The 26319-nt window shown below is 70.8% G+C and carries 25 protein-coding genes; 19 read left to right on the top strand and 6 right to left on the bottom strand.

Translation table 11 applies throughout. The features are described 5' to 3' along the window. Nucleotides 1-21: 21 nt before the first annotated feature. The 6 genes from H9658_RS19515 to H9658_RS19490 all read left to right on the top strand — a co-directional run bounded on the left by H9658_RS19515 (nucleotide 22) and on the right by H9658_RS19490 (nucleotide 7374). A complete protein-coding gene (locus tag H9658_RS19515) occupies nucleotides 22-1968 on the top strand; it encodes a phospholipase D family protein (protein WP_225210131.1) in 1947 nt (648 codons plus the stop codon). Between the two features lie 109 nt (nucleotides 1969-2077). After that, nucleotides 2078-2497 carry a hotdog fold thioesterase gene (locus H9658_RS19510; protein WP_179571152.1) on the top strand — a complete coding sequence of 140 codons (420 nt, stop codon included), beginning with the start codon at nucleotides 2078-2080 and terminating at the stop codon, nucleotides 2495-2497. 76 nt (nucleotides 2498-2573) lie between these two features. After that, complete coding sequence (locus H9658_RS19505; protein WP_191826617.1) at nucleotides 2574-3368, top strand: lysophospholipid acyltransferase family protein; 795 nt, start codon at nucleotides 2574-2576, stop codon at nucleotides 3366-3368. Nucleotides 3369-3439: 71 nt separating this feature from the next. Further along, nucleotides 3440-4432 carry a YheT family hydrolase gene (locus H9658_RS19500; RefSeq protein WP_191826657.1) on the top strand — a complete coding sequence of 331 codons (993 nt, stop codon included), beginning with the start codon at nucleotides 3440-3442 and terminating at the stop codon, nucleotides 4430-4432. A gap of 235 nt (nucleotides 4433-4667) precedes the next feature. Further along, a complete protein-coding gene (locus H9658_RS19495) occupies nucleotides 4668-6740 on the top strand; it encodes a tetratricopeptide repeat protein (RefSeq protein ID WP_179571150.1) in 2073 nt (690 codons plus the stop codon). Nucleotides 6741-6762: 22 nt separating this feature from the next. Beyond that, the gene (locus tag H9658_RS19490) at nucleotides 6763-7374 is read left to right on the top strand and encodes a YbhB/YbcL family Raf kinase inhibitor-like protein (protein WP_179571149.1); all 612 of its coding nucleotides are present in this window, start codon (nucleotides 6763-6765) and stop codon (nucleotides 7372-7374) included. Between the two features lie 345 nt (nucleotides 7375-7719). Here the strand turns inward: H9658_RS19490 and H9658_RS19485 are convergent, their stop codons facing one another. Beyond that, entirely contained in the window at nucleotides 7720-8511 is a 792-nt protein-coding gene (locus tag H9658_RS19485; protein WP_179571148.1) for an undecaprenyl-diphosphate phosphatase, read from the bottom strand. 221 nt (nucleotides 8512-8732) lie between these two features. On the opposite strand from H9658_RS19485, the gene glnA reads away from it, so the two are divergent. The 7 genes from glnA (at nucleotide 8733) to H9658_RS19450 (ending at nucleotide 16702) form a co-directional block, all read left to right on the top strand. Then, nucleotides 8733-10142, top strand: a complete 1410-nt coding sequence (gene glnA, locus H9658_RS19480) for a type I glutamate--ammonia ligase (RefSeq protein WP_003480122.1) — start codon at nucleotides 8733-8735, stop codon at nucleotides 10140-10142. 327 nt (nucleotides 10143-10469) lie between these two features. Next, a complete protein-coding gene (locus H9658_RS19475; protein ID WP_039009092.1) occupies nucleotides 10470-10808 on the top strand; it encodes a P-II family nitrogen regulator in 339 nt (112 codons plus the stop codon). Nucleotides 10809-10827: 19 nt separating this feature from the next. Next, entirely contained in the window at nucleotides 10828-12267 is a 1440-nt protein-coding gene (amt, locus tag H9658_RS19470) for an ammonium transporter (protein WP_179571147.1), read from the top strand. A 352-nt stretch (nucleotides 12268-12619) separates the two neighbouring features. Beyond that, on the top strand, nucleotides 12620-13657 hold the full coding sequence (locus H9658_RS19465; protein ID WP_179571146.1) for a two-component system sensor histidine kinase NtrB: 1038 nt from the start codon (nucleotides 12620-12622) through the stop codon (nucleotides 13655-13657). A 10-nt stretch (nucleotides 13658-13667) separates the two neighbouring features. Then, nucleotides 13668-15092 (top strand): nitrogen regulation protein NR(I), encoded by a 1425-nt coding sequence (gene ntrC / locus H9658_RS19460; RefSeq protein ID WP_179571145.1) that lies wholly within the window; start codon nucleotides 13668-13670, stop codon nucleotides 15090-15092. 302 nt (nucleotides 15093-15394) lie between these two features. Then, nucleotides 15395-15976: a superoxide dismutase family protein gene (locus H9658_RS19455; protein ID WP_179571144.1), complete on the top strand. Its 582-nt coding sequence runs from the start codon at nucleotides 15395-15397 to the stop codon at nucleotides 15974-15976. Between the two features lie 69 nt (nucleotides 15977-16045). Further along, the gene (locus tag H9658_RS19450) at nucleotides 16046-16702 is read left to right on the top strand and encodes a superoxide dismutase family protein (RefSeq protein WP_191826616.1); all 657 of its coding nucleotides are present in this window, start codon (nucleotides 16046-16048) and stop codon (nucleotides 16700-16702) included. A 105-nt stretch (nucleotides 16703-16807) separates the two neighbouring features. On the opposite strand, the gene H9658_RS19445 is transcribed toward H9658_RS19450, so the two are convergent. Next, nucleotides 16808-17830, bottom strand: a complete 1023-nt coding sequence (locus H9658_RS19445) for an energy transducer TonB (RefSeq protein ID WP_191826615.1) — start codon at nucleotides 17828-17830, stop codon at nucleotides 16808-16810. A 105-nt stretch (nucleotides 17831-17935) separates the two neighbouring features. Then, nucleotides 17936-18823: a hypothetical protein gene (locus H9658_RS19440; protein ID WP_191826614.1), complete on the bottom strand. Its 888-nt coding sequence runs from the start codon at nucleotides 18821-18823 to the stop codon at nucleotides 17936-17938. A gap of 102 nt (nucleotides 18824-18925) precedes the next feature. On the opposite strand from H9658_RS19440, the gene H9658_RS19435 reads away from it, so the two are divergent. Continuing rightward, on the top strand, nucleotides 18926-20206 hold the full coding sequence (locus tag H9658_RS19435) for an acetyl-CoA C-acetyltransferase (RefSeq protein ID WP_179571141.1): 1281 nt from the start codon (nucleotides 18926-18928) through the stop codon (nucleotides 20204-20206). A 381-nt stretch (nucleotides 20207-20587) separates the two neighbouring features. Beyond that, nucleotides 20588-20998, top strand: coding sequence for a hypothetical protein (locus tag H9658_RS19430; protein WP_225210124.1), 411 nt, complete (start codon nucleotides 20588-20590; stop codon nucleotides 20996-20998). Nucleotides 20999-21112: 114 nt separating this feature from the next. Here the strand turns inward: H9658_RS19430 and H9658_RS19425 are convergent, their stop codons facing one another. From H9658_RS19425 to H9658_RS19415, 3 genes are all read right to left on the bottom strand, one after another. Further along, nucleotides 21113-22381 carry a heme biosynthesis HemY N-terminal domain-containing protein gene (locus H9658_RS19425; RefSeq protein ID WP_191826613.1) on the bottom strand — a complete coding sequence of 423 codons (1269 nt, stop codon included), beginning with the start codon at nucleotides 22379-22381 and terminating at the stop codon, nucleotides 21113-21115. After that, entirely contained in the window at nucleotides 22378-23355 is a 978-nt protein-coding gene (locus H9658_RS19420) for a uroporphyrinogen-III C-methyltransferase (RefSeq protein ID WP_191826612.1), read from the bottom strand. Before H9658_RS19420 ends, H9658_RS19425 begins: the two co-directional genes overlap by 4 nt. 118 nt (nucleotides 23356-23473) lie before the next feature. Continuing rightward, nucleotides 23474-24250 carry a uroporphyrinogen-III synthase gene (locus H9658_RS19415; RefSeq protein WP_406848148.1) on the bottom strand — a complete coding sequence of 259 codons (777 nt, stop codon included), beginning with the start codon at nucleotides 24248-24250 and terminating at the stop codon, nucleotides 23474-23476. A gap of 42 nt (nucleotides 24251-24292) precedes the next feature. Between H9658_RS19415 and H9658_RS19410 the strand changes: the two genes are divergently transcribed. The 4 genes from H9658_RS19410 to secB all read left to right on the top strand — a co-directional run bounded on the left by H9658_RS19410 (nucleotide 24293) and on the right by secB (nucleotide 26315). After that, a complete protein-coding gene (locus H9658_RS19410; protein ID WP_179571136.1) occupies nucleotides 24293-24763 on the top strand; it encodes a YiiD C-terminal domain-containing protein in 471 nt (156 codons plus the stop codon). A gap of 37 nt (nucleotides 24764-24800) precedes the next feature. Next, nucleotides 24801-25220, top strand: coding sequence for a hypothetical protein (locus H9658_RS19405; protein ID WP_179571135.1), 420 nt, complete (start codon nucleotides 24801-24803; stop codon nucleotides 25218-25220). Nucleotides 25221-25273: 53 nt separating this feature from the next. After that, the gene (locus tag H9658_RS19400; protein ID WP_179571134.1) at nucleotides 25274-25708 is read left to right on the top strand and encodes a rhodanese-like domain-containing protein; all 435 of its coding nucleotides are present in this window, start codon (nucleotides 25274-25276) and stop codon (nucleotides 25706-25708) included. Between the two features lie 88 nt (nucleotides 25709-25796). After that, nucleotides 25797-26315 (top strand): protein-export chaperone SecB, encoded by a 519-nt coding sequence (gene secB / locus H9658_RS19395; protein WP_179571133.1) that lies wholly within the window; start codon nucleotides 25797-25799, stop codon nucleotides 26313-26315. Nucleotides 26316-26319: the final 4 nt, after the last annotated feature.

The raw sequence follows: 26319 nt of genomic DNA, 5'->3' as shown, positions 1-26319 counted from the left end.
AGGGTCCTGGTGCTGGCGGCGATGCTGCTCGGCAGCGGTTGCGCGAGCCTGTCGCAGGCCCAGCACGGCCGCGCGGTGGCGATCGCCGAAGCGGCGCGCGATGGCCGCGTCGACTGCACGCAAAGCGACCACTGCGCGCTGGCCTCGCCGCTGCGCGCGCTGGCCGGCAAGGCCTTCGCCGCATCCGGCGACGCCGCCCCGCGCCACTACGCCACCATCCTGGACCACGGCGAGGAAGCGCTGGTGGCGCGGGTTAACCTGATCCGCAGCGCCAGCCGCAGCATCGACCTGCAGACCTACATCTTCGACAAGGACGACAGCGCGCGGCTGGTGATGGACGAGCTGCTGGCCGCGGCGCGGCGCGGCGTGCAGGTGCGGGTGCTGATCGACCAGCTGTCGGCGATCTCCGACCTGCAGATCCTCGGCGCGCTGGCCGGCGCGCACCAGAATTTCTCGCTGCGCATCTACAACCCCACCTTCGGCCTGGCCAAGCCCAACTACATGCACTACGCCGCCAGCGTGCTGTGCTGTTTCCGCCGCTTCAACCAGCGCATGCACAACAAGCTGCTGGTGGTGGACGACGCGATCGGCGTGGTCGGCGGGCGCAACTACCAGGACGACTATTACGACTGGGACAGCGAGTACAACTTCCGCGACCGCGACGTGCTGGTGGCCGGGCCGGTGGCGCGCAGCATGGCCGCCAACTTCGACGCGTACTGGGCGGCGCGGCGCAGCGTGCCGGTTGCGCGGCTCAACGATGTCGGCAAGCTGCTGCTGCGCGACGGCGTGCCGCAGATGCCGCCGGCGCAGTTCCTGCGCCCGGAGCGGGTGCAGCGGGTGAGCGAGGAGGCGGCCGATCCGGCCTTCGTCGAGGACGCCTTCGTGCTGCCGGCGCTGCCGGTCAGGCACGTGGACTACGTCGCCGACCTGCCGCAGAAGCATCGCCGCGAGCACGGCCCCAAGGCGATCTCCACTGCGCCCAGGCTGGACAGGCTGATCGCCGATGCCAAGCAGGAGATCATCCTGCAGACGCCGTACCTGGTGCTGTCGGATCCGGCGCAGGAGATCTTCCGCGACCTGCGCAAGCGCGCGCAGCCGCCGAAGGTGATCGTGGCCACCAACAGCCTGGCCAGCACCGACAACCCGGTGGTGTATGCGCTGTCGTACAAGTACAAGCGCCGCAACCTGCGCGAGATGGGTTTCGACATCTACGAGTACAAGCCGTTCCCGCTGGACGCGCCGGTGGACTACGCCAACCTGCTGCCGTCGCCGCTGCAGTTGCCGGACGCCGGGGAGGCCCGCGGTCGCAATCCGCTGATCGGCGGCAGCGCCGCCGGGCGCAGCACGGTGCTCGGCAGCGGCAGCGGCGGACCCTCCGGCAGCGGCCGTCGCGCCGACGGCAGCCAGGTCGATCGGCGCGTGCTGCGCACCGAGACCCGCCCGTCGTTCCTCAGCCGCCGCGTCGCCAACCGGCCGCTGCCGGTGACCCGCGACGGCGCGCGCATGGGTCTGCACGCCAAGTCGCTGGTGGTGGACCGGCGCGTCGGCGTGATCGGCACCCACAACTTCGATCCGCGCAGCGAGACCTACAACACCGAGGGCGCGGTGATCATCGACGACCCGGCCTTCGCCCAGGCGCTGGCCGCCAGCATCGGCCGCGACATCGAGCCGGAGAATTCGTGGACGGTGGCGGCGCGGGTCAAGCCGCCCGTGCTGTCGGGCCTGAACTACAGCATGGGCAAGGCCTCCGAGGCGCTGCCGGTGCTGGATTTCTGGCCATGGCGCTACGCCACCAACTACGAATTCCAGCCCGGCCCCGACTGCCCGGCACCGCTGACCCGGCGCGATCCCGGCTTCCACCGCTGCTACAGCGCGGTCGGCGACTTCCCCGAGGTCAACGTCGGCCCGAAGTGGCTGCTGGTGCGGATGCTGACGGCATTCGGCTCGGGGCTGGTGCCGATTCTTTGAGTGCCGGGATTGGGGATTGGGGATTCGGGATTGGCAAAAGCGGTAGTACTGTTTGAGGGAGACGCCGCTGGCGAATCCCCAATCCCGAATCCCTAATCCCGGACCCAAGATGACCTTCCGCGACCCTGTCGATCTCGATGCCCTCAACGCCGCCGCCCGCGACACCCTGATCGCGCACCTGGGCATCGTCTTCACCGAGGCCGGGCCGGACTGGCTGCGCGCGACGATGCCGGTCGATGCGCGCACGCTGCAGCCGTACGGACTGCTGCACGGCGGCGCCTCGGTGGTGCTGGCCGAAACCCTGGGCAGCAGCGCCGGCAACCTGTGCGTGGCGCCGGACCGGATCTGCGTGGGCCTGGAGATCAACGCCAACCACTTGCGCGCGGCCCGCGCCGGCACGGTCACCGGCACCGCGCGGCCGCTGCACGTGGGCCGCGCCACCCAGGTCTGGGAGATCCGCATCGAGGACGCGGCCGGCAAGCCGGTCTGCGTGTCGCGGCTGACCCTGGCGGTGATCGCACGCAATTAGCGTGCACTCAGCCGTAACCGTCTTCATGCTGACACAATAGGGTGCTTCCCTCCCGGCTTCCGGTACCCTGACCAGAATGAGCGAGTTCTCCTCAACCGCCACGCACCACCACGGTGGGGCGCTGCGCTGGGTCCGTTACGGCTACCGCGTTCCGCTGCTGGCGTTGCACGTGTTGGTGTCGTTGCCGTTCCTGCTGGCGTGCATGGCGCTGTCGCCCGGCCGCGCCGGCGTCGAATCGTTCGGCGACCGCGTGGTGTGCTGGTGGTCGACCTGGTTGCTGCGCATCTTCGGCCTGCGCGTGCGCCGGGTCGGCACGCCGTTGCCCAATCCGGTGCTGTTCGTGGCCAACCACGTCAGCTGGATCGACATCGTGATGCTGCACAGCCAGCGCATGATGGGCTTCGTCGCCAAGCGCGAGATCGCCGGCTGGCCGCTGGTCGGCTGGCTGGCCACGCGCGGGCAGACCATCTTCCACCAGCGCGGCAACACCGAATCGCTGGGCGGGGTGCTGCAGGCGATGCTGGAACGGCTGCGCTCGGGGCGCTCGGTCGGCGTGTTCCCGGAAGGGCGCACCCGCGGCGGCCACGATGTCGGCCCGTTCCACGCGCGCATCTTCCAGGCCGCGGTGGAGGCCGAGGTGGCGGTGCAGCCGGTAGCGGTGCGCTACGGCGCCGGCGGTTCGGCGCAGACGGTCATCGCGTTCGGCCCGCACGAGAGCTTCTTTGCCAATTTCCTGCGCCTGCTGGGCGAGCCGGGCCGGGTGGCCGAGGTGCACTTCCTGGAACCGATCCGGCTGCAGGACGTGGAAGGGCGCCGGCGCATCGCCGAGATCTCGCGCGCGCGCATCGTCGCGGCGATGGCGCAACGCTGAACCATGGAACACTGCGGTCCGGGCGATTTGACCTATTGCTCCAATCGCCCGGCGCAAGCTCGCTGCCGATGATGAATGCCGCCGACTACCTCCCCCCGCGTTGGCTGCGCAACCCGCACCTGCAATCGGTGCTGGGCTCCAGCGCGCTGCGCGTGCGCCGCGGCGAACAGCTGCTCGCCGCCAGCGGCGCGACCACCACCTCGCACATCCTCGACGGCGGTGACGGCGTACGCCTGCAGGGCTGGCTGAGCGTGCCGGCCGGCGTTGCCGCGCCGCGCGGCACCGTGTTGCTGCTGCACGGTTGGGAAGGCAGCGCCGACTCCAGCTACATGCGCCTGACCGCGGCGCAACTGCTGGCGCGCGGCTACCAGGTGTTCCGGCTCAACTTCCGCGACCACGGCGGGACCCACCACCTCAACGTGGACCTGTTCCACTCCGAGCGCCTGGACGAAGTGGTCAACGCCGCCGGCGACCTGTGGCGGCGTTTTCCGGCGCCGACCCTGCTGGCCGCCGGCTATTCGCTGGGCGGCAATTTCGCATTGCGCCTGGCGCTGCGCGCCCCCGACGCCGGCCTGCCGCTGCAGCACGTGGCGGCGGTGTGCCCGCTGCTGGATCCGGCCACCACCATGCATCGGATCGAGCATGGCCCGCAGTTCTACGACTGGTATTTCCGCCGCAAGTGGCGCGAATCGCTGCTGCGCAAGCGCGAGCTGTTCCCCGACCGGCACGGCTACGACGATGCCACCCTGGCGCTGGACATGCGCGAGTTGATGGGCTGGCTGGCGCAGCGCCATGCCGGCTTCGCCAGCCTGGATGCGTATTTCGAAAGCTATTCGATCGCCGGCGAGCGCTTGCGCAACCTGAGCGTGCCGGCCGACATCCTGATGGCCGAGGACGACCCGGTGATCCCGCTGGACGATTTCCGCAACCTGCGCCTGCCGGACCTGGCGCGGCTGGAAATCGCGCGCTGGGGCGGGCACTGCGGCTTCATCGAGAATGCGCGCGGCGACGGGTTCGCCGAGCGCTGGGTGGCCGAACGCCTGACCGACGGCCTGCCTGCCTGAGCTAGGGTCTGTCGCCGGTTGCAGCGCGGGCCGCGCCGTGCGTGGCCCTGCCGGTGGGACCTGGCAGACCGCCAGCCGGCACCGCGTCGCTTGACCCGACCGGCGTTGCGCCACGCAGCACCGACCGACGGCCTGCCAGACCCAACGCGGCCTGCGCGCGAATTGGTGACGCGCCCAGGCGCAGGCCGGCCGGGCGCTCCCGTTACAATGCCGGTTTGCCCAGAGCCGGACCCTCATGCAAGAGCAAATTCTCGACGCCCTGCGCCGCCAGGCCAACGCCGACGCGCTGCGCATCGCCCAGGCCTGGGTGGCCGACGCCGCCGCCGACGCGCAGGCGCACCGCTGGCTGGCGCTGGCGCAGCAGCAGAACGGCGACACCGCCGCCGCGCTGGTCAGCATCGACCAGGCCATCGCGCTGGCGCCGGAAGACGCCGGCCTGCACCTGCTGCGCGCCGGCATGCTGCTCAGCGCCAACGACCTGGCCCAGGCCGAGGACGCGCTGGCACGCACCGCCGCGCTGGATCCCAACCAGTTCCTGGCCTACGTGATGCGCGCCCATCTGGCGCTGGGCCGCGGCGATCTGGACGAAGTGGAGCGGCTCAGCCGCACCGCCGCGCGGCTGGATCCGGAACATCCGCAACTGTTGGGCCTGGACGGCATGCTGGCGCTGCGCCGCGGCGATGCCGACCGCGCGCTGGCGCTGCTGTCGCGCGCGAGCAAGGCGCTGCCCGACGATCCGCGCTTGCTGTACGCGCTCGGTTTCGCCTACCTGGACAAGCAGCACCTGGCATTCGCCGAGACCGCGTTCCGCCGCGTCGCCACGCTGACCCGCGGCACCAGCGCGCTGATGGCGCTGGTCGCGCAGCTGGCGTACCGCCAGGGCCGCCTCGACGACGCCATCGCCGCACTGGACGCGGTGCTGGCCGATCCGGTCAGCGACACCGCCGGCATGCGCCGGCTGGCCGGCGAATACGCCTTGCAGGCCGGGCGCCCGGCCGATGCGCTGGAGCACCTGCGGCGCGCACTGGGCGCCGCCCCGGCCGACCGCCGCACCCTGCATGCAGCGTTGATCGCCTGGCAGCGGCTGGGGGCGGTCGAGGATGCCCGCGCCACCCTGGAAGCGGCGCTGGCCACCACCACCGATGCGCACGACCTGTGGCTGGCGCGGCTGGCCCTGGAGCCGGTCGGCGGCGCCGAGGCGCGCGCGCTGATCGCGCGCTGGCAGGCGGCGATGCCGGGCCACGTGCCGGCGCTGGAAGCCCAGCTGCGGGTGCACGACATGGCCGGCGAACGCGATCAGGGCGAGGCCGTGGCGCAGCGCATCGTGGCCCTGGAGCCGGGCCGCATCAGCGGCGAGGAGCGCCTGGTCGAAGCGCTGCTGGAGCGTGGCGAGCACGACGCCGCCATCGCCCACGTGCGTGGCCTGATGCAGCGCATGCCCGAGAACGAGCAGACCACGCTGCGGCCGTGGCTGGCGGCGGTGCAGGACCGCGCCGGGCACTCGGCCGAGGCGCTGGCGACCTGGCTGGCGTTCCAGCAGGAACAGCTGCCGCATCGCCTGCCGCTGCCGCCGCTGGGCCAGGCCACGACGGCGTGGCCGGCGTTGGCCGAGATCGATCCGCAACAGCCTGCGCGGCCGTTGTTCGTATGGGGCGCGCCGGGCAGCGGCGTGGAGCGGGTGATCGCGGTGATGGACGCGACCAGCCAGGTGCTGCGCAGCGACCGCTTCGGCGTGCAGCCGCCCACCGACGGCTTCCAGCGCTACCGCACCGTCCCCGAGCTCGACAGCGGCGAACTCGACGGCGCGGCGCTGATCGCCGAGTGGCGCGCGCAGCTGCCGGCACGCGGCATCGACGACGGCAACATCGTCGATTGGCTGCTGTGGTGGGACAACGCGCTGCTGCGCGCGCTGCGCCCGCAGCTGCCGGAAGGGCGGCTGCTGATCGCGCTGCGCGACCCGCGCGACATGCTGCTGGACTGGCTGGCCAACGGCGCCCCGGCGCCGCTCGGCCTGGCCACCCCGGAGACCGGCGCGCGCTGGCTGGCGGCGGTGCTGACCCAGGTCGCCGACTTGCACGAGCAGGACCTGTATCCGCATCGCCTGCTGCGCCTGGACGGCATCGAGGCCGATCCGGCCGGGGTGGCCGCGGCGCTGCAACAGGCCTTCGGCATTCCGTTCCCGAGCGTGCCCACGATCGGTCCGCCGCGCCTGCCGTCCGGCCACTGGCGCGCCTACGCCGCGCCGCTGGCGGCCGCGTTCGCGCTGCTCACGCCGGTGGCCGTGCGCCTCGGCTACGCCGAAACCTGATTCCCCCCACAGGAGTTTTCGCATGCGTCTTCGCAGTGACAGCATCCAGCCCGGCCAGCCGATCGCCGCGACCTACGCGATGGGCCAGGCCGACGGCTTCGCCGCCAACCGCAATCCGCACCTGGCCTGGGACGACGTCCCGGCCGGCACCGCGGCGTTCGCGCTGCTGTGCATCGATCCGGACGTACCGACCGTGGCCGAGATGGTCGGCCGCGAGGACGTGCAGATCCCGGTCGAGCAGCCACGCACCAATTTCGTGCATTGGGCTGCCGTTGATCTTCCGGCCGACCTGCGCGAGATCGCCGAAGGCAGCGCCAGCGACGGCGTCGTGGCCAAAGGCAAGCGGCAACCGCCCGGCCTGCCTGGCGCGCGGCAGGGCTTGAACAGCTATACCGACTGGTTCGCCGGCGATGCGCAGATGGGCGGCGACTACTACGGCTACGACGGCCCGTACCCGCCGGCCAACGACCTGCGCCTGCACCGCTACTTCTTCCGCCTGTTCGCGCTGGACGTGGCCACGCTGGATCTGCCGGCGCGCTTCACCGCCGCCGACGCGCTGCGCGCGATGCAAGGCCATGTGCTGGCCGAGGCCAGCCTCCATGGCACGTACAGCCTGAATCCCAAGCTTGCCTGAAGCCCCTCTCCCCCTCGGGAGAGGGGTTGGGGTGAGGGTTCGGCGTGAAGCGTCTCGCGGAGTTGGGGTGCGCGAGGCTTCGCCCGCACCCTCATCCGGCCCTGCGGGCCACCTTCTCCCGATGGGAGAAGGGAGCAGCCGCTAGCCCCTCTCCCCTCGGGAGAGGGGTTGGGGAGAGGGTCCGGCGCGAAGCGTCTCGCGGAGTTGGGGTGCGCGAGGCTGCGCCCGTACCCTCATCCGGCCCTGTGGGCCACCTTCTCCCGACGGGAGAAGGGAACAGCCGCTAGCCCCTCTCCCCTCGGGAGAGGGGTTGGGGTGAGGGTCCGGCAGCCAGCCAACCAGCCCTCAGGCCGCCGGCAGCCACAGCAACAGCGCCGCACCGAGCACGATGCGGTACACCGCGAACGCAGTGAAGCGGTGCGACTTGATGTAGCCCAGCAGCCACTTCACCACGATGAAACCGGTCACTACCGCGGCGGCGAAGGCGACGGCCACGTCGCCCCAATCCTCGCTGCCCACCGCGCCGTTCTTGTACAGCTCCAGGAACGAATAGCCGCTGGCCGCGAACATGGTCGGGATGCCGACCAGGAACGCGAAATCGGCCGCGGCCGAGCGCTTGCTCAGGCCCAGCAGCATCGCCAGGAAGATCGTCGCGGCCGAGCGCGAGGTGCCGGGAAACACGCCGGCCACCACCTGCGCCAGGCCCACCGCGATGGCCACCTTCCAGGTCACCAGCTCGCGCTCGGGCATGCGCGCGGCGAAATGCTCGGCCACCAGCATCCACACGCCGCCGATCACCAAGGCCCAGGCCACAGGCTGCACCGTTTCCGGCAGCTGCCAGCCGGCCTTGCGCACCGCCAGGCCGACCACCGCGGTGACCAGGAACGCGGTGCCCAGCTTGAGCACGTAGTCGCGGTTGGCGCGGTCGCCCAGCCCGGTGGCCAGCGTCCATAGCTTCTGCCGGAACACCAGGGTGGTGGCCAGGATCGCGCCGGCCTGGATCACGATGTTGAAGAAGTCCGAGCGGCGGCCGAGCCATTGCTCGGCGATCAGCAGGTGGCCGGTGCTGGAGACCGGCAGGAATTCGGTCAGGCCTTCGAGGATGCCCAGCAGCAGGGCGGAGAACATGTCGCTCATGGGGGAGGGTTCGGCTTGTGGGGGAGGAAAGCCGGGCAAGGATAAAACATTGCCTCGAGCACCATTTTGGTGCTCTCAATCGCCATCGAACCATTTTGGTGCTTGGATTTCGCCCCGTTGGCGTGCTCCCTTCACCAAAATCAAGGACTTGTGAACCGGTCACAGTTGGCACGGCGATTGCTCTTACTGGGCAAGTCATTCACCAACCCGAGGTTTCATCGATGTCTGCGGAAAATATTGAGAAGCTGGTCAAGGACAACAAGGTCGAGTTCGTCGACCTGCGGTTCGTCGATATGCGCGGCGTGCAGCAGCACGTGACCTTCCCCGTGAGCATCATCGAGCCGGCGCTGTTCGAAGAGGGCAAGATGTTCGACGGCAGCTCGATCTCGGGTTGGAAGGGCATCAACGAGTCGGACATGGTCCTGCTGCCCGACGCCGACACCGCGTTCATCGATCCGTTCATGGCCGACCCGACCCTGGTCCTGACCTGCGACATCCTCGATCCGGCCACCATGCAGAGCTACGACCGCGACCCGCGCGGCGTGGCCAAGCGCGCCGAGGCCTACCTGAAGTCCAGCGGCATCGCCGACCAGGCGTTCTTCGGCCCGGAGCCGGAATTCTTCATCTTCGACGGCGTGCGCTTCGGCAACGAGATGGGCCACACCTTCTTCAAGATCGATTCGGAAGAAGCGGCGTGGAGCAGCGGCAGCAAGATCGAAGGCGGCAACAGCGGCTACCGTCCGGCGGTCAAGGGCGGCTACTTCCCGGTGCCGCCGACCGACTCGCTGCAGGACCTGCGCGCCGAAATGTGCAAGACCCTGGAGCAGGTCGGCATCGAGGTCGAGGTGCACCACCACGAAGTGGCCACCGCCGGCCAGTGCGAGATCGGCACCAAGTTCAACTCGCTGGTGAAGAAGGCCGACGAGCTGATGATGATGAAGTACATCATCAAGAACGTCGCCTACCGCAACGGCAAGACCGCGACCTTCATGCCCAAGCCGATCGTCGGCGACAACGGCTCGGGCATGCACGTGCACCAGTCGCTGGCCAAGGGCGGCACCAACCTGTTCTCCGGCGACGGCTACGGCGGCCTGTCGCAGATGGCGCTGTGGTACATCGGCGGCATCTTCAAGCACGCCAAGGCGATCAACGCCTTCACCAACTCCGGCACCAACAGCTACAAGCGCCTGGTCCCGGGCTTCGAGGCGCCGGTGATGCTGGCCTACTCGGCGCGCAACCGCTCGGCCTCGTGCCGCATTCCGTGGGTGTCCAACCCGAAGGCGCGCCGCATCGAGATCCGTTTCCCGGATCCGCTGCAGTCCGGCTACCTGACCTTCGCCGCGCTGATGATGGCCGGTCTGGACGGCATCAAGAACCAGATCGACCCGGGCGCGCCCAGCGACAAGGATCTGTACGACCTGCCGCCGGAAGAAGAGAAGAAGATCCCGCAGGTGTGCTCCAGCCTCGACCAGGCGCTGGAAGCGCTCGACGCCGACCGCGAGTTCCTCAAGGCCGGCGGCGTGTTCAGCGACGACTTCATCGACGGCTACATCGCGCTGAAGATGCAGGAAGTGACCAAGTTCCGCGCCGCAACGCACCCGCTGGAATACCAGCTGTACTACGCCAACTGAGTTCCACGCGCGGCGATGGCGAAGGTTACCCCTCCCTCCTTCGTCATCGCCGCCACCTACTCGGCTGGGGAGCCGTGCCGGTGGTCCGCGCCCGAATCAGTCGCAACAGCCGGTTTTCCAGGGGATGCACCACGAAAGACAGCGCTTGCGTGCCGTGGGCCACGCTCCCTCCCACGTCGCCGTTGCCGTCGCACTGCCGTGCGCCGCGCCACGGCGTGATCCGCGGGACGCACCGCGCAGCAGGACGGCGCCGTTCGCGGCGCCGATGACATGCAAACCGCCGGCCGGCGTTCGGCGGCCGGCTCCTTCCACCAACGGGGTATGCGCATGAAACTGATCACCGCCATCATCCGGCCATTCAAGCTCGACGAGGTCCGCGAGGCCTTGTCGCAGGCAGGCGTGTCCGGCATCACCGTCACCGAGGTCAAGGGCTTCGGCCGGCAGAAAGGCCACACCGAGCTGTACCGTGGTGCCGAGTACGTCGTCGACTTCCTGCCCAAGATCAAGATCGAGACCGTGGTGACCGACGAGCGTCTGGAGGCCGTGGTCGAGGCGATCCAGACCGCGGCAGGGACCGGCAAGATCGGCGACGGCAAGATCTTCGTCACCGCGATCGAACAGGTCATCCGGATCCGCACCGGCGAGATCGGCGCAGATGCGCTCTAACCCCACCCTGGAGCCCCTCATGAAGACAGGTCTTTTCTCCGGGTGGAAGGCCCGGTTCTACGCGGTATGCATGCTGATGCTGGTCAGCGCGATGGCGATGGGCGTGCCGGGCACGGCCTTCGCCCAGGCCGAAGTGACCCCGGCGCCGACGCCGGACGTGGTCACCGAACAACTGACGCCGCCGGCGCCGCCGGCCGCCGCCGCCGCGCCCGAAGCCGCCGCGCCGGTGGTGGACAAGGGCGACGTCGCCTGGATGCTGACCTCCACGCTGCTGGTGCTGCTGATGGTGGTGCCGGGCCTGGCGCTGTTCTACGGCGGCATGGTGCGCTCCAAGAACGTGCTGTCGGTGCTGATCCAGGTCGGCGTGGTGTTCTCGCTGATCGCGGTCCTGTGGGTGCTGTACGGCTACAGCCTGGCCTTCGCCGATGGCGGCCCGTTCGTCGGCACGCTCAACAAGGCGCTGCTGCACGGCGTGGATACCACCACGCTGGCCGATACCTTCTCCAAGGGCTTCAAACTGCCGGAATACGTGTTCGTCGCCTTCCAGCTGACCTTCGCCGGCATCACCGGCGCGCTGATCGTCGGCGCCTTCGCCGAACGCGTGAAGTTCGCCGCGGTGCTGTTGTTCGTCGTCATCTGGTTCACCTTCGGCTACCTGCCGCTGGCGCACATGGTGTGGGCGGCGCCGGGCTTCCTGTTCACCAAGGGCGCGCTGGACTTCGCCGGCGGCACCGTGGTGCACATCAATGCCGGTATCGCCGGTCTGGTCGGTTCCTACTTCGTCGGCAAGCGCCTGGGCTTCGGCCAGACCGCGCTCAAGCCGCACAACGTGACCCTGACCTTCGTCGGCGCCTCGCTGCTGTGGGTGGGCTGGTTCGGCTTCAACGCCGGTTCGGCGCTGGAAGCCAACGCCACTGCGGCACTGGCCTTCCTCAACACGCTGCTGGCCACCGCCGCCGCGGTGCTGGCCTGGTCGCTGGTCGAGAAGCTGGTCAAGGGCAAGTCCTCGGCGCTGGGCGTGGCCTCGGGCATGGTCGCCGGCCTGGTCGGCATCACCCCGGCTGCCGGTACCGTCGGCCCGTTCGGCGCGATCGCCATCGGCGTGGCCGCCGGCGCGATCTGCGTGTGGGGCGTGACCGGGCTGAAGAAGCTGCTCAACGCCGACGACACGCTGGACGTGTTCGGCGTGCACGGCGTCGGCGGCATCGTCGGTGCGATCCTGACCGGCGTGTTCACCGACAAGGCCCTGGGCGGCGCCGGCTATGCCGAAGGCGTGACCATGGGCCATCAGGTGCTGGTGCAGGCCACCGGCGTCGGCGTGACCGTGGTCTGGATCGGCGTGGTCTCGGTGGTCGGCTTCCTGGTCGCCAAGCTGGTGTTCGGCCTGCGGGTGTCGGAAGAAGCCGAGCGCGAGGGTCTGGACATCACCTCGCACGGCGAAGCCGCGTACGAGTCCTGAGCAAGACCGGCCCGCGACCTCGCGTCGCGGGGGGGGGGGGGGCCGCTGCGGCAATCCCGCCTGCGGCCCGTTATGCGCCGGTCCTGGCGGTCAGTGGCCATCGCCGGCGCTCCATGGGGCGGAACGACGGCAGTTTTCTTAGCGATCTGAGGTATTCCCGCGTGGCCGCTAGCCTCGCCCGACCCCCACTCATTGGTTCCCCCGTTGCCCGCGGCGCCTCGTGCCCGCCGGCCGCGGTGGCTGCGACAGGCCGCGCCTCGGTGCCGGCCGACGTTGCCGGCAGGTTCCGGCAAATGGCCCGCCCGGCCAGGCGTTCAGCGCCTTCCGGCAGCCTTTGCACTACATTGGTGCAATGCAGATGACCTCGCCTCCGCCCCCGCTCGACGCGCTCGGCACCCCGGTGGTCTGGGCCGATGCCGACGGCCGCCTGCTCGGCGCCAATCCGGCCTTCGCGCGCTGGCTGGGCGTGAGCGTGCGGCGCCTGCTCGACCAGCCGCTGGCCTCGCTGGAAGTGCAGGGCGACGCGCTGGCGCGGTTCCTGCTCAACGACGAGCGCGACGTGCTGCGCCTGCACCGCATGGCCCTGGCCATTCCCGGCGAGACTCCGCGCTTTGCCGAGGGCTGGCTGTCGCGGATGGACAATGGCGGCTGGCTGCTGGAAGCGCACCCGGTCGACGAATTCCCCACCCCGGATCCGGCCCAGGCGTTGCCCAACGCGCTCGGCGCGGCGCTGAAGGGGCTGGCCCACGAACTGCGCAATCCGCTGGCCGGGCTCAAGGGCGCCGCGCAGCTGCTGGCGCGGCGCGCGCAGCATCGCGACGAGGACGAGCGCGAGCTGATCGACCTGATCGGCGCGGAGATCGAGCGCCTCAACAGCCTGCTCGACCAGTTGCTGTCGCCGGCGCCGGCGCGGCCGCACGCCATGCTCAACATCCACGCGGTGCTGGAACGGGTGCTGCGCCTGGCCGAGAACGAGGGCGGCTGGTCGGTGCGCCTGCAGCGCGACTACGACCCCAGCATTCCCGAATTCCTTGGCGATGCCGACCGCCTGACCCAGGCGGTGTGGAACCTGGTCCGCAACGCGATCCAGGCCGGCGCCGCGCAGGTGACCCTGCGCACCCGCGTCGAGCACGCCCAGCGCATCCGCGACCGCGTGCATGCGCGCGGCGTGCGCCTGGAGATCGTCGACGACGGCCGTGGCGTGCCGGAGGAACTGGCCGAGCACCTGTTCCTGCCGCTGGTCAGCGGCCGCGCCGAAGGCAGCGGCCTGGGCCTAGCGCTGGCGCAGCAGGTGGCGCGCGAGCACGCCGGTTCGCTGACCTTCCGCTCCCGCCCCGGGCATACCGTTTTCACCCTGCTGCTGCCGCAGGCCGCAGCGGACCCCGAATAGGAGCATTCCGATGACCGAATCCCTGGAAGGATCGCAACGCATCTGGGTGGTCGACGACGACCGCTCGGTCCGCTTCGTGCTGTCCACCGCCTTGCGCGACGCCGGCTACAGCGTGGACGGCTTCGACAGCGCCGCCTCGGCGTTGCAGGCGCTGGCGCAGCGTCCGCTGCCGGACCTGCTGTTCACCGACGTGCGCATGCCCGGCGACGACGGCCTGGTGCTGCTGGACAAGCTCAAGGCCGCGCATCCGCAACTGCCGGTGATCGTGATGTCCGCCTACACCGACGTGGCCAGCACCGCCGGCGCGTTCCGCGGCGGCGCGCACGAATTCCTGTCCAAGCCGTTCGACCTGGACGACGCGGTGGCGCTGGCCGCGCGCGCGCTGCCGGAGGCCGGCGGCGTCGCCGAGGTCGCGCTGCCGGTGTCCAGCCAGGGCAGCGCCGAACTGATCGGCGATACCCCGGCGATGCGCGCGCTGTTCCGCGCCATCGGCCGCCTGGCGCAGGCGCCGCTGTCGGTGCTGATCAACGGCGAAACCGGCACCGGCAAGGAACTGGTCGCGCACGCGCTGCACACCGAGTCGCCGCGCGCGCGCAAGCCGTTCGTCGCGCTCAACACCGCGGCGATCCCGGCCGAGCTGCTGGAAAGCGAACTGTTCGGCCACGAGGCCGGCGCCTTCACCGGCGCGCAGCGGCGCCACATCGGCCGCTTCGAACAGGCCGACGGCGGCACCCTGTTCCTGGACGAGATCGGCGACATGCCGCTGCCGCTGCAGACCCGGCTGCTGCGCGTGCTGGCCGAGAACGAATTCTTCCGCGTCGGCGGCCGCGAACTGATCCGGGTCGACGTGCGGGTGATCGCCGCGACCCACCAGGACCTGGAGGCGCTGGTCGAACAGGGCCGCTTCCGCGCCGACCTGCTGCATCGGCTGGACGTGGTGCGGCTGCAGCTGCCGCCGCTGCGCGAGCGCCGTGCCGACGTGCCGCAGCTGGCCGAGAACTTCCTGGCGATGGCCGCGCGCAAGCTCGACACCCCGCCCAAACGGCTGTCGCCGGCGGCACTCGACGCGTTGCGCGGCTATGCCTGGCCGGGCAACGTGCGCGAACTTGAGAACGTGTGCTGGCGGCTGGCCGCGCTGGCACCGGCCGAGGTCATCGACGCGCACGACGTGGACGGCGCGCTGCTGCGCGGCAGCCGCCGCGAGCGCAGCGGCGAGGGCGGCGAATGGGATGCGCAGTTGTCGGCCTGGGCGCAGCAGCGCCTGACCGACGGCGCGGAGGGCCTGCACGCGGAAGCGCGCGACCGTTTCGACAAGGCGCTGCTGGAAGTGGCGCTGCGCTTCACCCAGGGCCGCCGTGCCGAAGCCGCCGCGCGCCTGGGCGTGGGCCGCAACACGGTCACCCGCAAGCTCGGCCCGGGCCGGCGCCGCCGCTGAGTGCGGCCGGGACCCGGGACTCGGGACCGGGGACCCGGAAAGCAACGGGCCTTGTCTGATTTCTCCGCAGACTTCGTAAGCAACCGCTGCGACGCTCTGCCGATTCCCGATTCCCGATTCCCGATTCCCGATTCCCGATTCCCGAATCCCAAATCCCGAATCCCGAATCCCGAATCCCGAATCCCGAATCCCGAATCCCGAACCGGCACGCAGCGCCGGTTTAGACTTGCCCGCCGGGCGCAGCCTTCATGAGCTGTGAACGGCCACCCCTCTAGTTTTCGCTGCACAAGGAGCCAATGCCGATGCGTTACAGCTTGCATGCCATCGTGGGAAGCGCGTTGCTGATACTGGCTGGCTGCAGCAGTGCGCCGCCGGTAGCGCCACCACCGCCGCCGCCGAAAGCGCCGCCGATGCCCACCAGCGGCACCGCGCAGCAGGCGCAGGCGGTGCTCGCCCCGGCCTCCGGCAGCCTGGTCAGCGGCAAGCTGTCGCTGGTCGCCGCGCCCGGTGGCGTGCGCATCACCGGCACCCTCGGCGGCCTGCAGCCCAACCGCGCGTTCGCGTTCCACGTGCACGAGCGCGGCGATTGCAGTGCGGCCGACGCCAGCAGCGCCGGCGGCCACTTCAATCCGCTCGGCGGTCCGCATGGCCGCGCCGGCAGCGGTCCGCACCATGCCGGCGACATGGACAACCTCAGCGCCAACGCCGACGGCGTCGCCCAGGTCGATGTGCTGCTGCACGGCGTGGTGCTCGGTGGCGGCGCGGCCAACGACATCGCCGGGCGCGCGCTGGTCGCGCATGCCGATGCCGACGACTACCGCAGCCAGCCGGCCGGCAACGCCGGCGCGCGCGTGGCCTGCGGCGTGATCCGCGTGTTGCGCTAACCGATCATCCGCCCGGAGCGTGCTCCGCGGCGAACGTCCGCATTCCGCGGCCCCTCAAGGAGAACCACCATGCGTACGCTTCCCACCGTCCTGTTCCTGGCCACGACCCTCGCGCTCGGCGCCTGCAAGCGCGAAGAGCCAGCCGCAGCCGACGCCCCCGCCGCGGCGGCGACGCCGGCCGCCACCCCGGCACCGGCCGCAGAACCCGCGCCCGCCGCCACGCCCGCCCAGGCCGCCGCCACGCCCGCCCAGGCCGCCGCCAGCGCCGCGCTGAGCCCGACCCAGGGCAACCAGGTCGCCGGCGAGGTCAAGTTCGATACGGTCGATGGCGTCGTGCACGTCACCGGCACCATCACCGGGCTCAAGCCCAACAGCGAGCACGGCTTCCATATCCATGAGTTCGGCGATTGCAGCGCGCCCGACGGCAGCAGTGCCGGCGGCCACTTCAACCCGGCCAAGTCCGAACACGGCCAGGTCAGCGCCGATCCGCACCACGGCGGCGACATGCCGAACCTGAAGGCCGACGCCGACGGCAAGGCCACGATCGACGCGCCGGTGTCCAACAACGTCAACATCGGCAAGGGCGACGGCTTCGACATCCTCAACCACGCGGTGATCGTCCATGCCGACCCGGACGACTACAAGACCCAGCCCACCGGCAACGCCGGCGGCCGCCTGGCCTGCGGCGTGATCAAGGGCAACGCGTTAGCGCCCGCGGCCCAGTAACGCGCCAGGCGGATGGCGCAGCGCCCGCTGCGCCGATGCAAATGCCTGCCACCGCGCTGCGCGGTGGCAGGCCCGATCCCTCCGACGCTGGATCGTTCAGCGCGATCAGCGGTCGCCACCGAGCAGTTTTTTGATCTGTGCGTCCAGACGTTGGCAGGTCGCCGCAGAGGCCTCGCACAGCCTGCCCGCCCGGACTCTTCGTGCCGGCGCAGTTGCGGACCCAGCGCCGCTGAAATCGGTGGACGTGGTGTAACGGACCACGGACGGCGCCAGCGGATGCGGAGGCAGGAACACGATCCAGTTCACGACCGCATAATCCTCCGATGCTTCAACCGCTTGCTTGGTGGATTGATACAGGTGCATGCCGGCGGGTGTCGCGGCGAGCGTCGTGGTCTTCAGCGAACGATCCTTCGGTAGCGCGTTCGCCGCTTCGGCCACGCTGCGGTAGGGCAGCGGCACGGCGTCCGCTTCCTGCGTATCGCGTCCCGGCGCCTGTGCGCGTGCCAAAGGGGCCCTAGCGGCAGGCGTATCCAGTTCGAATCGGACCGGCACTTCGATCCAGCCGTTTGCGGAAGCCGGTGTCGCGCAGGCGAAGCGCCATTTCCGCGCGGCCGCCAGCGCGGCCTGATCCAGGCTGGCGCTGCCGCTGCTGGCGACGAGGCGGACTTCGCTGTCGGCTCCCGTCGACTGCGGGCGCAGCGACACGTAGGCATCGCCTTGCTGCCTGGCGGCCTTGGCCGCTGCGGGATAGGTCGGTGGATTCCTGTTCTTCGAGGCGATGTCTAGCGAGCAGGCGGGCGCTGCGTAACGAATGGCCACCGGCGCGATCGGGCGCGCCTGATCCGGGCACCGGAACGTCCAGTGTTGCACGGCGCGACGGGCGGAGGCGTCCAACAATGCCTGGCCGGAGGAGGTGCGGATCCGCGTGTAGGAGGCGCGCCCATCCTTGCCTACCGTGACGTCGAGGGTGACCACGCCCGCGGACGTTGCATGCTGTGGGAACGGCGCAGGCCAGACGCGTTGCGACGCCGCATCCACCTGGCAGACCGCCGCCGGCGTGTCGGCCCAGGCGGGGATGCTCACACAGGCGCCGAGCGCGATCAGGATGCTGACGATGGATTGGCGCATTCGGGACGACCGGAGAGGGAGACGATGCGGCGTTCCCCTCCGCCACCCTGGAGAGTGGGGGAGTGCTACGTCCGCCGAGCCGATAGCGGCCGGCAACCGCGAAACCTAAGCCGCGGCCAATGCCTGGCTCGCGTCCTGCCCGGCTTCGCAATGCACGTACAGCACCGGCATGCCGTGCGCTTCCAGCACCGCGGCCAGCTGCCGCTGCCGGGCCAGGTAGTGTTCGTAGACCCGCTGCAGGCGCTCGCAGTCCTGGCGGTCGTGGGCGTAGTGCGCGCACCAGCTGGCCGGGTCGAACAAGGCCATGCGTACTTCGCCGCCGCGGTAGCGCAGCAGCGGCTCGGGCGGGCTGGCCAGCCATTCCTCCTGGTCCGGCGCGAGCAACGCGGTCTCGATCAGCGGCCACAGCGGCGCCAGGCCCTGGTTGTCGTACTGCATCGACATCATCGCGGCCAGGTCGTTGACCGTCAGATAGCGTGCGTGCTCGATCTGCGCGCCGAACGCCTGCTGCGCCAGCAGCGCGGTGTCCGGCTGCGCCATGCCCTGCGCCAGCAACAGGTCTTCCAGCGCCTCGGCGACCGGTTGCAGCGTCTCGGCCGGGCCGCTGAGCAGGAACGGCACCACCCGCAGCGCGCCGCCGAGCAGGGCGGTGTCGGCCTGGAACGGCAGCGGCACGGTGCCGTCGGCATCGGCGCCGAATGCCAGCAGGCGCGGGCCGGCGTCGCGGCCGGGCGCGCGTGCGCGCAGTTCATCCAAGCGCCGGTGCATTGGCCAGCCCGGGCGCAGCACCTCGGCGGGGTCGAAATGCGCGCCGGCCAGGCTCAATTCCAGCTCACGCACCGCAGGCACCAGTTGCGCCAGATCGCGGCCGACCTTCTCGGCCAGTTCCGCGGCCAAGGCGTGCGGCAGCGCCGCGTGGGCCGGGGCGAGTCCGGCGGACAGTTCCAGGGCGATCACGCCGCGGGCATTCATGCTGGCAATGGCTTGGCTCATGGCTTGGCGGTTGGCCCGTCGCGGGCGCAAAGCTACACTCGCTTCATTATGCCTGCGCTAACGTGCAGGCCATGTCCCCGACCCCTCGCGCGAGGTAATCCCATGCCAGTAGCCCGTCCCGTCGCCATTCTCGGCGGCGTCCGTATTCCGTTTTGCCGGCAGAACACGGCGTATGCGGATGTCGGGAACCTCGGCATGTCGGTGCGCACGCTGGGCGCGCTGGTCGAGCGCTACGGCCTGCACGGCCAGCAGCTGGGCGAGGTGGCGATGGGGGCGGTGATCAAGCACTCCAGCGACTGGAACCTGGGCCGCGAGGCCGCGCTGTCGTCGGGGCTGTCGCCGCTGACGCCGGGCATCACCCTGCAGCGCGCCTGCGGCACCAGCCTGGACAGCATCATCACCGTGGCCAACAAGATCGCGCTGGGGCAGATCGAGTCGGGCATCGGCGGCGGTTCGGACACCACGTCGGAAGTGCCGATCGTGTACGGCAAGAAGCTGCGTGCGCGGCTGCTGGCCGCCAACCGCGCCAAGACCACCGGCGACAAGATCCGCGCGCTGACCCGCAGTTTCAAGTTCGCCGAACTCAAGCCCGAGTTCCCCGGCGTGGCCGAGCCGCGCACCGGCAAGAGCATGGGCGACCACTGCGAGGACATGGCCAAGCAGTGGAACATCGCGCGCGATTCGCAGGACGCCTGGGCGGTGTCCTCGCACCACAAGCTGGCCGCCGCCTACGAGCGCGGCTTCTTCGCCGACCTGATCGCCCCGTTCCGCGGCGTGGAGCGCGACAACATCCTGCGCGCCGACACCTCGCTGGAAAAGCTCGCCACGCTGAAGCCGGCGTTCGACAAGACCAGCGGCCGCGGCACCCTGACCGCGGCCAACTCCACGCCGCTGACCGACGGCGCCGCCGCGGTGCTGCTGGCCTCGGAGGAATGGGCGCAGGCGCACGGCCATGTGCCGATGGCGTACCTGCGCGATGCGCAGGTCGCGGCGGTGGACTTCGTGCACGGCGAAGGCCTGCTGATGGCGCCGACCATCGCCGTGCCGGACATGCTCAAGCGGCACAACCTGAGCCTGCAGGACTTCGATATCTACGAAATCCACGAGGCCTTCGCCGCGCAGGTGCTGTGCACGCTGCGCGCCTGGGAGAGCGAGGACTACTGCCGCACCCGGCTCGGCCTGGACGCGCCGCTGGGGCAGATCGATCCGGCCAAGATCAATCCGCTGGGGTCCTCGCTGGCCACCGGCCATCCGTTCGCGGCGACCGGCGCGCGCATCGTCGCCACGGTGGCCAAGCAGCTGGTCGAACGCGGCGGCGGGCGGGCGCTGATCTCGATCTGCACCGCCGGCGGCATGGGCGTGGTGGCGATCGTCGAGCGCTGAGCCGCGGCATGCGGCCAGCGCGGCCTGGGCGCGCCGCTAAGCGCGCAGGGCGATAGCGCCGGGCCCGAAGCGAAGGCGCTGCTCGACGCGGTCACGACCGCCGCATCGTCGAATAGGTTCCCCCCCCCCGCCATCGCCCGCCAGCAGCGCTTGCCGCTGCGCTACCATGCGCGCCGATCCGCCTGCACGATGCAGGCCGAACGGCGCGCAGGGGGCGCATGCCATGAACCAGCTCGACAGCTTCAATCCGTATCAGGCGCCCGACGCCGCCATCCAGGCCACCACCTGCCGCCGCTGCCGGGCGAGACGCTGTGGCGCGACGGCGACGACCTGCTGTGCCTGCGCGATACGCCGTTCCCGGCGCATTGCGTCAAGTGCGGGGTGGCGCTGCGCAACGACGAACTGAAGAAGCGCACGTTCTACTGGCACGCGCCGGGCTGGTACGTGCTGATCCTGGTGAGCGTGGTGATCTACGCGATCGCGGCGTTGATCGCGCGCAAGCGCAGCAGCCATGTGCTCGGCATGTGCGCGGAGCATCGGCGCCGGCGCAACCGCTTCGTGCTGCTCACGGCGGCTGCGTTCGTGGTCGCGCCGCTGCTGGGGTTTGCCGTCGGCGACGAAGCCGGGCTCTGGCTGGGCCTGGGGCTGTTCCTGGCCATGCTGGTCGCCGGCCTGCTCGGCGCGCGCATCCTGGTGCCGCGGCGCATGGACGAGCGCTATGCGCGCTACAAGGGTGTGGCGCCCGCATTCCTGGCGCGCCTGCCGGCGCTGCCGGCCGCGTTGCGGCGCTGAGCCGCTTGGTTCGGCCGGCCTGGCGCTGGCCTCGCCATCGTTGAATGAGAAAGCCGGCGCCGGCTGCAGCCGACGCCGGCCTCGGTCAACGGTACGTCATCCCTGCTGCCGCACTCATTCCTGCAGGCGCGGGAACCCGTGTTCGTCGCGGCGTTCGTCGCTGCCCGGATCCGGGTCGATCGGCACCACCGGCGCGCTGGCCGCAGGCAGCGGCTGGGCCAGTTCGCCGCGTTGCACGCGCAGCGCGTTGGCGTAGCAGCGCTGCGCCATGAAGGAGTCGCCGGCCTCGGCATGGCCATCGCCGAACGCCTCCCAGGCCTCTGCGCCGGCGCCCAGCGCCAGCGCGCGATGCAGGAATTCTTCCGACTGCGGCCATTGCTGTTGCTGATGCGCCAGCCGCGCCAGGGTCAGCAGCAGGCCCGGGCTGTCCGGATGGCTCTGCAGCCAGCGCTGCGCGCTGGCGCGGCGCGAATCGTATTTCTCCACCGGCAGGCGCCCGTACAGCGCCGCCAGGCCTTCGTCCCAGCGCGTCTCCAGGGCCTGTTCCACGGCGCGCAACGCCGCGTCGTCCCAGTGCAGCGCGGCGGCGCGGGTGGCATAGGCCTCGACCACGGCCGGTTCGCTGCGCTGCGACTTGGGCAGGCTTTCCCAGCGTTCGGCCAGCGCGTTGGCATCGTCCGCCTGCTGCAGCGAGGCGGACGCCAGGCGCGATTCCAACGGGCCGATCGCGTCCAGCGGCAAGGCCTGCTGCTGGCGAATCGCACCAAGCTGGCCATAGGCCTCGCCGGCGCGGCCGATGCTGGTCAGCGCCTCGGTGCGCAGCAGCAACCCGCGCGGCGGCAACGGCTGCGCCGCGGCCACGTCCAGCGCATTGATCGCATCGACCGGACGTTGCTGAGCCAGAAGGCGTTCGCCCTGCAACAGCGCGTGCGCGCCGGCATCGCGCTCGCTCAGGCGCTGCAGATAGCGGTTGGCCGCCTCCGCGTCGGCGCGCGCATCGGCCACGCGGACCGCTGCGACCAGGGCGATGGCGCTGACTTCGGGATCTTCCGCAGCGGCATTGAGCTGTTTCTCGGCGCGCGCCCACTGGCCATTGTGCAGCGCGGTCAGGCCTTCGATCAGGCGCGCACGCGATTGCTTGCGGCGATGCCGGCCCCAGGCGCGGAACGGGAAGCTGAGCAGATTCCACAGCAGCAACAGCACCAGGAAGGCGATCACCAGCAGCAGCGCCGCCTGCGGCAGCGGCGAGATGTAGTCATTGCCGCCGGCGCGCACGATCACTTCGCCGAGGTCGCCCAGCTTGTCCTGCGCCAGCCACTGCGCGCCGATCACGCCCAGGGCGATCACCACCAGCAACACGATCAGGGAACGGAGGGATTTCATGGTTGGCTCCTTGCGTCGCGCATGGTGCGCAACTGCTGCAGGGTGGTGCCCAGCTCGGGGACGGCCGGGCGCAGGGCGGCGTTGCGCAGGGTCTGCAATGTGGCGCGGCGTTCGCGCAGCGGCGCCGAATCGGGCCACAGGCGTTGCAGCCAGGTGCCGGCGCGGGTCAGCGCGCCGCGGTAGCCGCGCGCGTCGCCACGCTCCAGTGCGGCGCGCGCCAGGCTCAGGTCCAGCTGCAGCGCATCGCGCGCGGCGATCCGCTCCGAACGCGCGACCAGCACGCCGCCCTGGGCGGGGCGGATCTTGACCAGCGGCGACAGCAGCCGTTGCCACAGCGGGGCTTGCGTGCGCTCGGGCAGTTGCGTGGGCAATGCCTCCAGGCTGGCGGCGAAGGCGTCCAACTGCGCCGACAGCCGCGCCTGCGGCCCTTCGCCGAGCGCGTCCAGCGCGGTGCGTTCCTGCAGCAGCACCTGGCGCAGATTGAGATAGCGCGGATCGTCCACGCCTTCCAGCACGCCGCTGGCCAGCGCATAGGCGCGGCGGGCGCCCTGGGTATCGCCGGCCACGTCCAGGCGCTGCTGGCCCTGGCTCAGCAGCAGTTCCACCTCGTCCAGGCGCAGCGCCTGCGCGCCGTGGCGATTGGAGTCAGCGAGCTTGGCGACGTTGTCTTCGAGCAACGCGCTGCGCTGGCTGAGGCCGAGCATCTCGTCGCGCAGCACGCGGTTGGTGCTGGCCGCATCCTGGACCCGCTGCACGGTGGCGCGCTGGTCGCGGCGCAGGGTTTCCAGGTTCTGTTGCAGGGCCTGCAACTGCAGTTGGGTCTCCGATTGCTCGGCCAGCGCGCGCGCGTTGCGCGCCTGCCACCACTCCCAGCCGCGCCAACCGGCCAGCGCGAGCGCAGCCAGCATGGCCAGTACCAGAAGCAGCCAGATCCAGCGCGTGGAGCGGCGGGGCGTGGACGAGATTTCGGTCATCGGCGGGGGCATCCTTATAGCCTGCGTCCCGTCGCGACGATGGCGACGGCCGGACCCACGGCACGCGGGAGCATGGCGTGAGCGGCACCGCGCCCGCAAGCCGGGGGGCGGCGCGCGTTCAGCGAGGTGGCGAGCGCGTTACGACCGCGGCGGCGGCGGTGGCCAGTTGCTGCGGCAGCGGACCGGCGGCGCGCGCGATGTCGGTGAAGCCAAGTTCGGCGGCCTGCGCGGCCAGCCGCGCGCTGGCCGCGACCAGCGGCCGCGCGCGCCAGGCGGCGGCCAGGTCATCGGGCAGGCGGTCCAGCACCAGCCGCAGCGCCTCGCCGCTGCTCAGTGCCAGCACGCCCGGCGCCGCGGCGCGCAGCCGGGCGATGCGCGCCGCGGACAGGGGCACCGGCACCCGGCGGTAGACATCGGCGCGCTGCAGCGGCGTGCCGCGCGCCTGCAGCTGCGCGGCGATCAGGCCACGCCCGCCGGGCGCAGTGATCAGGCCGACGGCGCCATCGCGGGCGGCCAGCTGCGGCAAGGCCAGCAGGCCTTCGCTGTCCATCCGTTCCGGCACCGCGACCTCGGCGATGCCATGGCGCTGCAGCGCGCGTGCGGTGCCGGCGCCCACCGCCAGCCAGCATTGCCCGGGCGCCGCCGCCAGCGGCTGCAGCGCCGCGGCCGCGCGCACCGCCGCCGGACTGCTGAAGAGCACCCGCGGCGCGGCCAGCGCCAGGGCCAGTGCGGTGCGCGTGGCGGCGTCGTCGCAGGCCTGCAGGCGCCATGGCGACACCGCCAGCAGCCGCGCGCCGACCCGCGCCGCGGCGCGGCGCAGCGGCGCGTGCTCGCCCTGCGGGCGCAGCGAGATCAGGGTCCAGGCCGCGGCGGCAACGGTTGCATGTGCGCTCATGCCAGGCATTATGCGAGCCCCCACCGGCAGCACAATCGCACCATGGCAGCGGATCTTCCTTTCGATGCGTTCCTGCAGCAGTTGCAGCGGCAGTTCGATGCGATGCCGCCGGTGGCGGCGCTGCAGGTCGCGCTGCAGGGCTATGCCGATCAGCGTTTGCACGTGGTCGCGCCGCTGGCGGCCAACCTCAACGACAAGGGCAACGCCTTCGGCGGCAGCCTGGGCTCGGTGATGACCCTGGCCGGCTGGGCACTGGTCAATTGCGAGCTGCACCGCGCCGGCCTGCAGGCCGACGTCTACGTCGCCGATACCCAGGTGCGCTACCTGGCGCCGCTGTATGCCGACCTGCACGCGCAGGCCGGCGCCGATGCGCAGGCCGACTGGGACACCTTCGTGCAGACCTTCCGCCAGCGCGGCCGTGCCCGGATCGGCATCCAGGCCCAGGTCGGCCCGGCCGATGCCGCCGCCGCGGCGACGCTGAGCGGGCGTTTCGTCGCCATCGCGAAAGGGTAGGATGCGCGCATCGCTCGCGCCCATCCGGAAACCCGCCATGCACTCGACGTTCCGCGCCCTGGCGCTGCTGCTGGTGCTGGGTTTCGCCGGCACCGCGCTGGCCGCCAGCCGCAGCCAGCAGAACAAGCTCGACGATCTGCAGACCGCCTACGGCACCGCGATCCGCTGGAGCGAGTTCGAGTCGGCCTGGGAAGCGGTGGATCCGGCCTACCGGCAGGCGCACCCGCTGACCGATCTGCAACTGGAGCGCTACCGCCAGGTGCAGGTGTCCTCCTACAAGGTCGGGCGGGTCGGCGCGCTGGATGGCGACGCGGTACGCGACATCGAACTGGGCGTGATCAACCGCAATACCCAGGCCGAGCGCATCGTGCGCTACCGCGAGCGCTGGCGCTGGGACGCGCAGGCCAAGACCTGGTGGCTGCTGGACGGCCTGCCGGACTTGTGGAACGGCCAGTAGCGCCGCCGGCCAGCTGTGCGACAATCGGCGCCCGCTTCCAGCCCCCTATTCCTGTGAACTTCGAAGAACTGCTGGCCTTCGCCGGCCGCAACCCGATGCTGGCCCTGGCCCTGGTCGGCCTGACCATCGCCCTGATCGTCACCGAAATCGCGCGCCTGTTCCGCGGCTTCAAGACCCTGCGCCCGGCCGAACTGACCTTGCTGATCAATGCCGGCAACGCGGTCCTGGTCGACCTGTCGGCCGCGGCCGACTTCGAGAAGGGCCATATCGCCGGCAGCCGCAACGCCACGCCGAGCCAGTTCGGCCCCGAGCACAAGCTGGTGGCCAACGCCAAGTCCTCGCCGGTGGTGCTGGTGTGCCGCACCGGCAACACCGCCGACGCCGCCGCCAAGCAGCTGAAGAAGGCCGGCTTCGAGCAGGTCTACGTGCTCGACGGCGGCATCGCCGCCTGGCAGCAGGCCGATCTGCCGCTGGTCAAGGGCCGCTGATCGCGCGTCCCGGCCGGGCGCCGAGCGCCGCGGCCGGCATGTGATAATCCCGAATCTTTCTGTTACCTGAATCCACCGGAGTCAAGAAATGTCCGACGTCACCAACAACGGCGCCACGGCGCCGGCCGAAGCCGCAGCCGGCCCCGCTTTCACCATCGAGAAGATCTACGTCAAGGACGTGTCCTTCGAGTCGCCGAACGCGCCGGCGGTGTTCAACGACAACGTGCAGCCGGAGTTGCAGCTCAACCTCAACCAGCGCGTGCAGCGCCTGAACGAGCAGGCCTTCGAAGTGGTGCTCGCGGTGACCCTGACCTGCACCGCCGCCGGCAAGACCGCCTACGTGGCCGAAGTGCAGCAGGCCGGCGTGTTCGGCCTGGTCGGCCTGGACCCGCAGGCGGTGGACGTGCTGCTCGGCACGCAGTGCCCGAACATCCTGTTCCCGTACGTGCGTTCGCTGGTCAGCGACCTGATCCAGGCCGGCGGCTTCCCGCCGTTCTTCCTGCAGCCGATCAACTTCGAAGCGCTGTACGCCGAAACCCTGCGCCAGCGCGCGCAGCAGGGCGAGACCCAGTCGCTGGCCGACTCGGAGCCGGCCGGCAACGCCTGAGCGC

Source organism: Xanthomonas bonasiae (assembly GCF_014836395.1).
In the GTDB taxonomy this organism is placed as follows: Bacteria; Pseudomonadota; Gammaproteobacteria; order Xanthomonadales; family Xanthomonadaceae; genus Xanthomonas_A; species Xanthomonas_A bonasiae.
The sequence above is the reverse complement of the archived record's forward strand: the minus strand, read 5'-3'. Positions and strand labels throughout refer to the sequence as shown.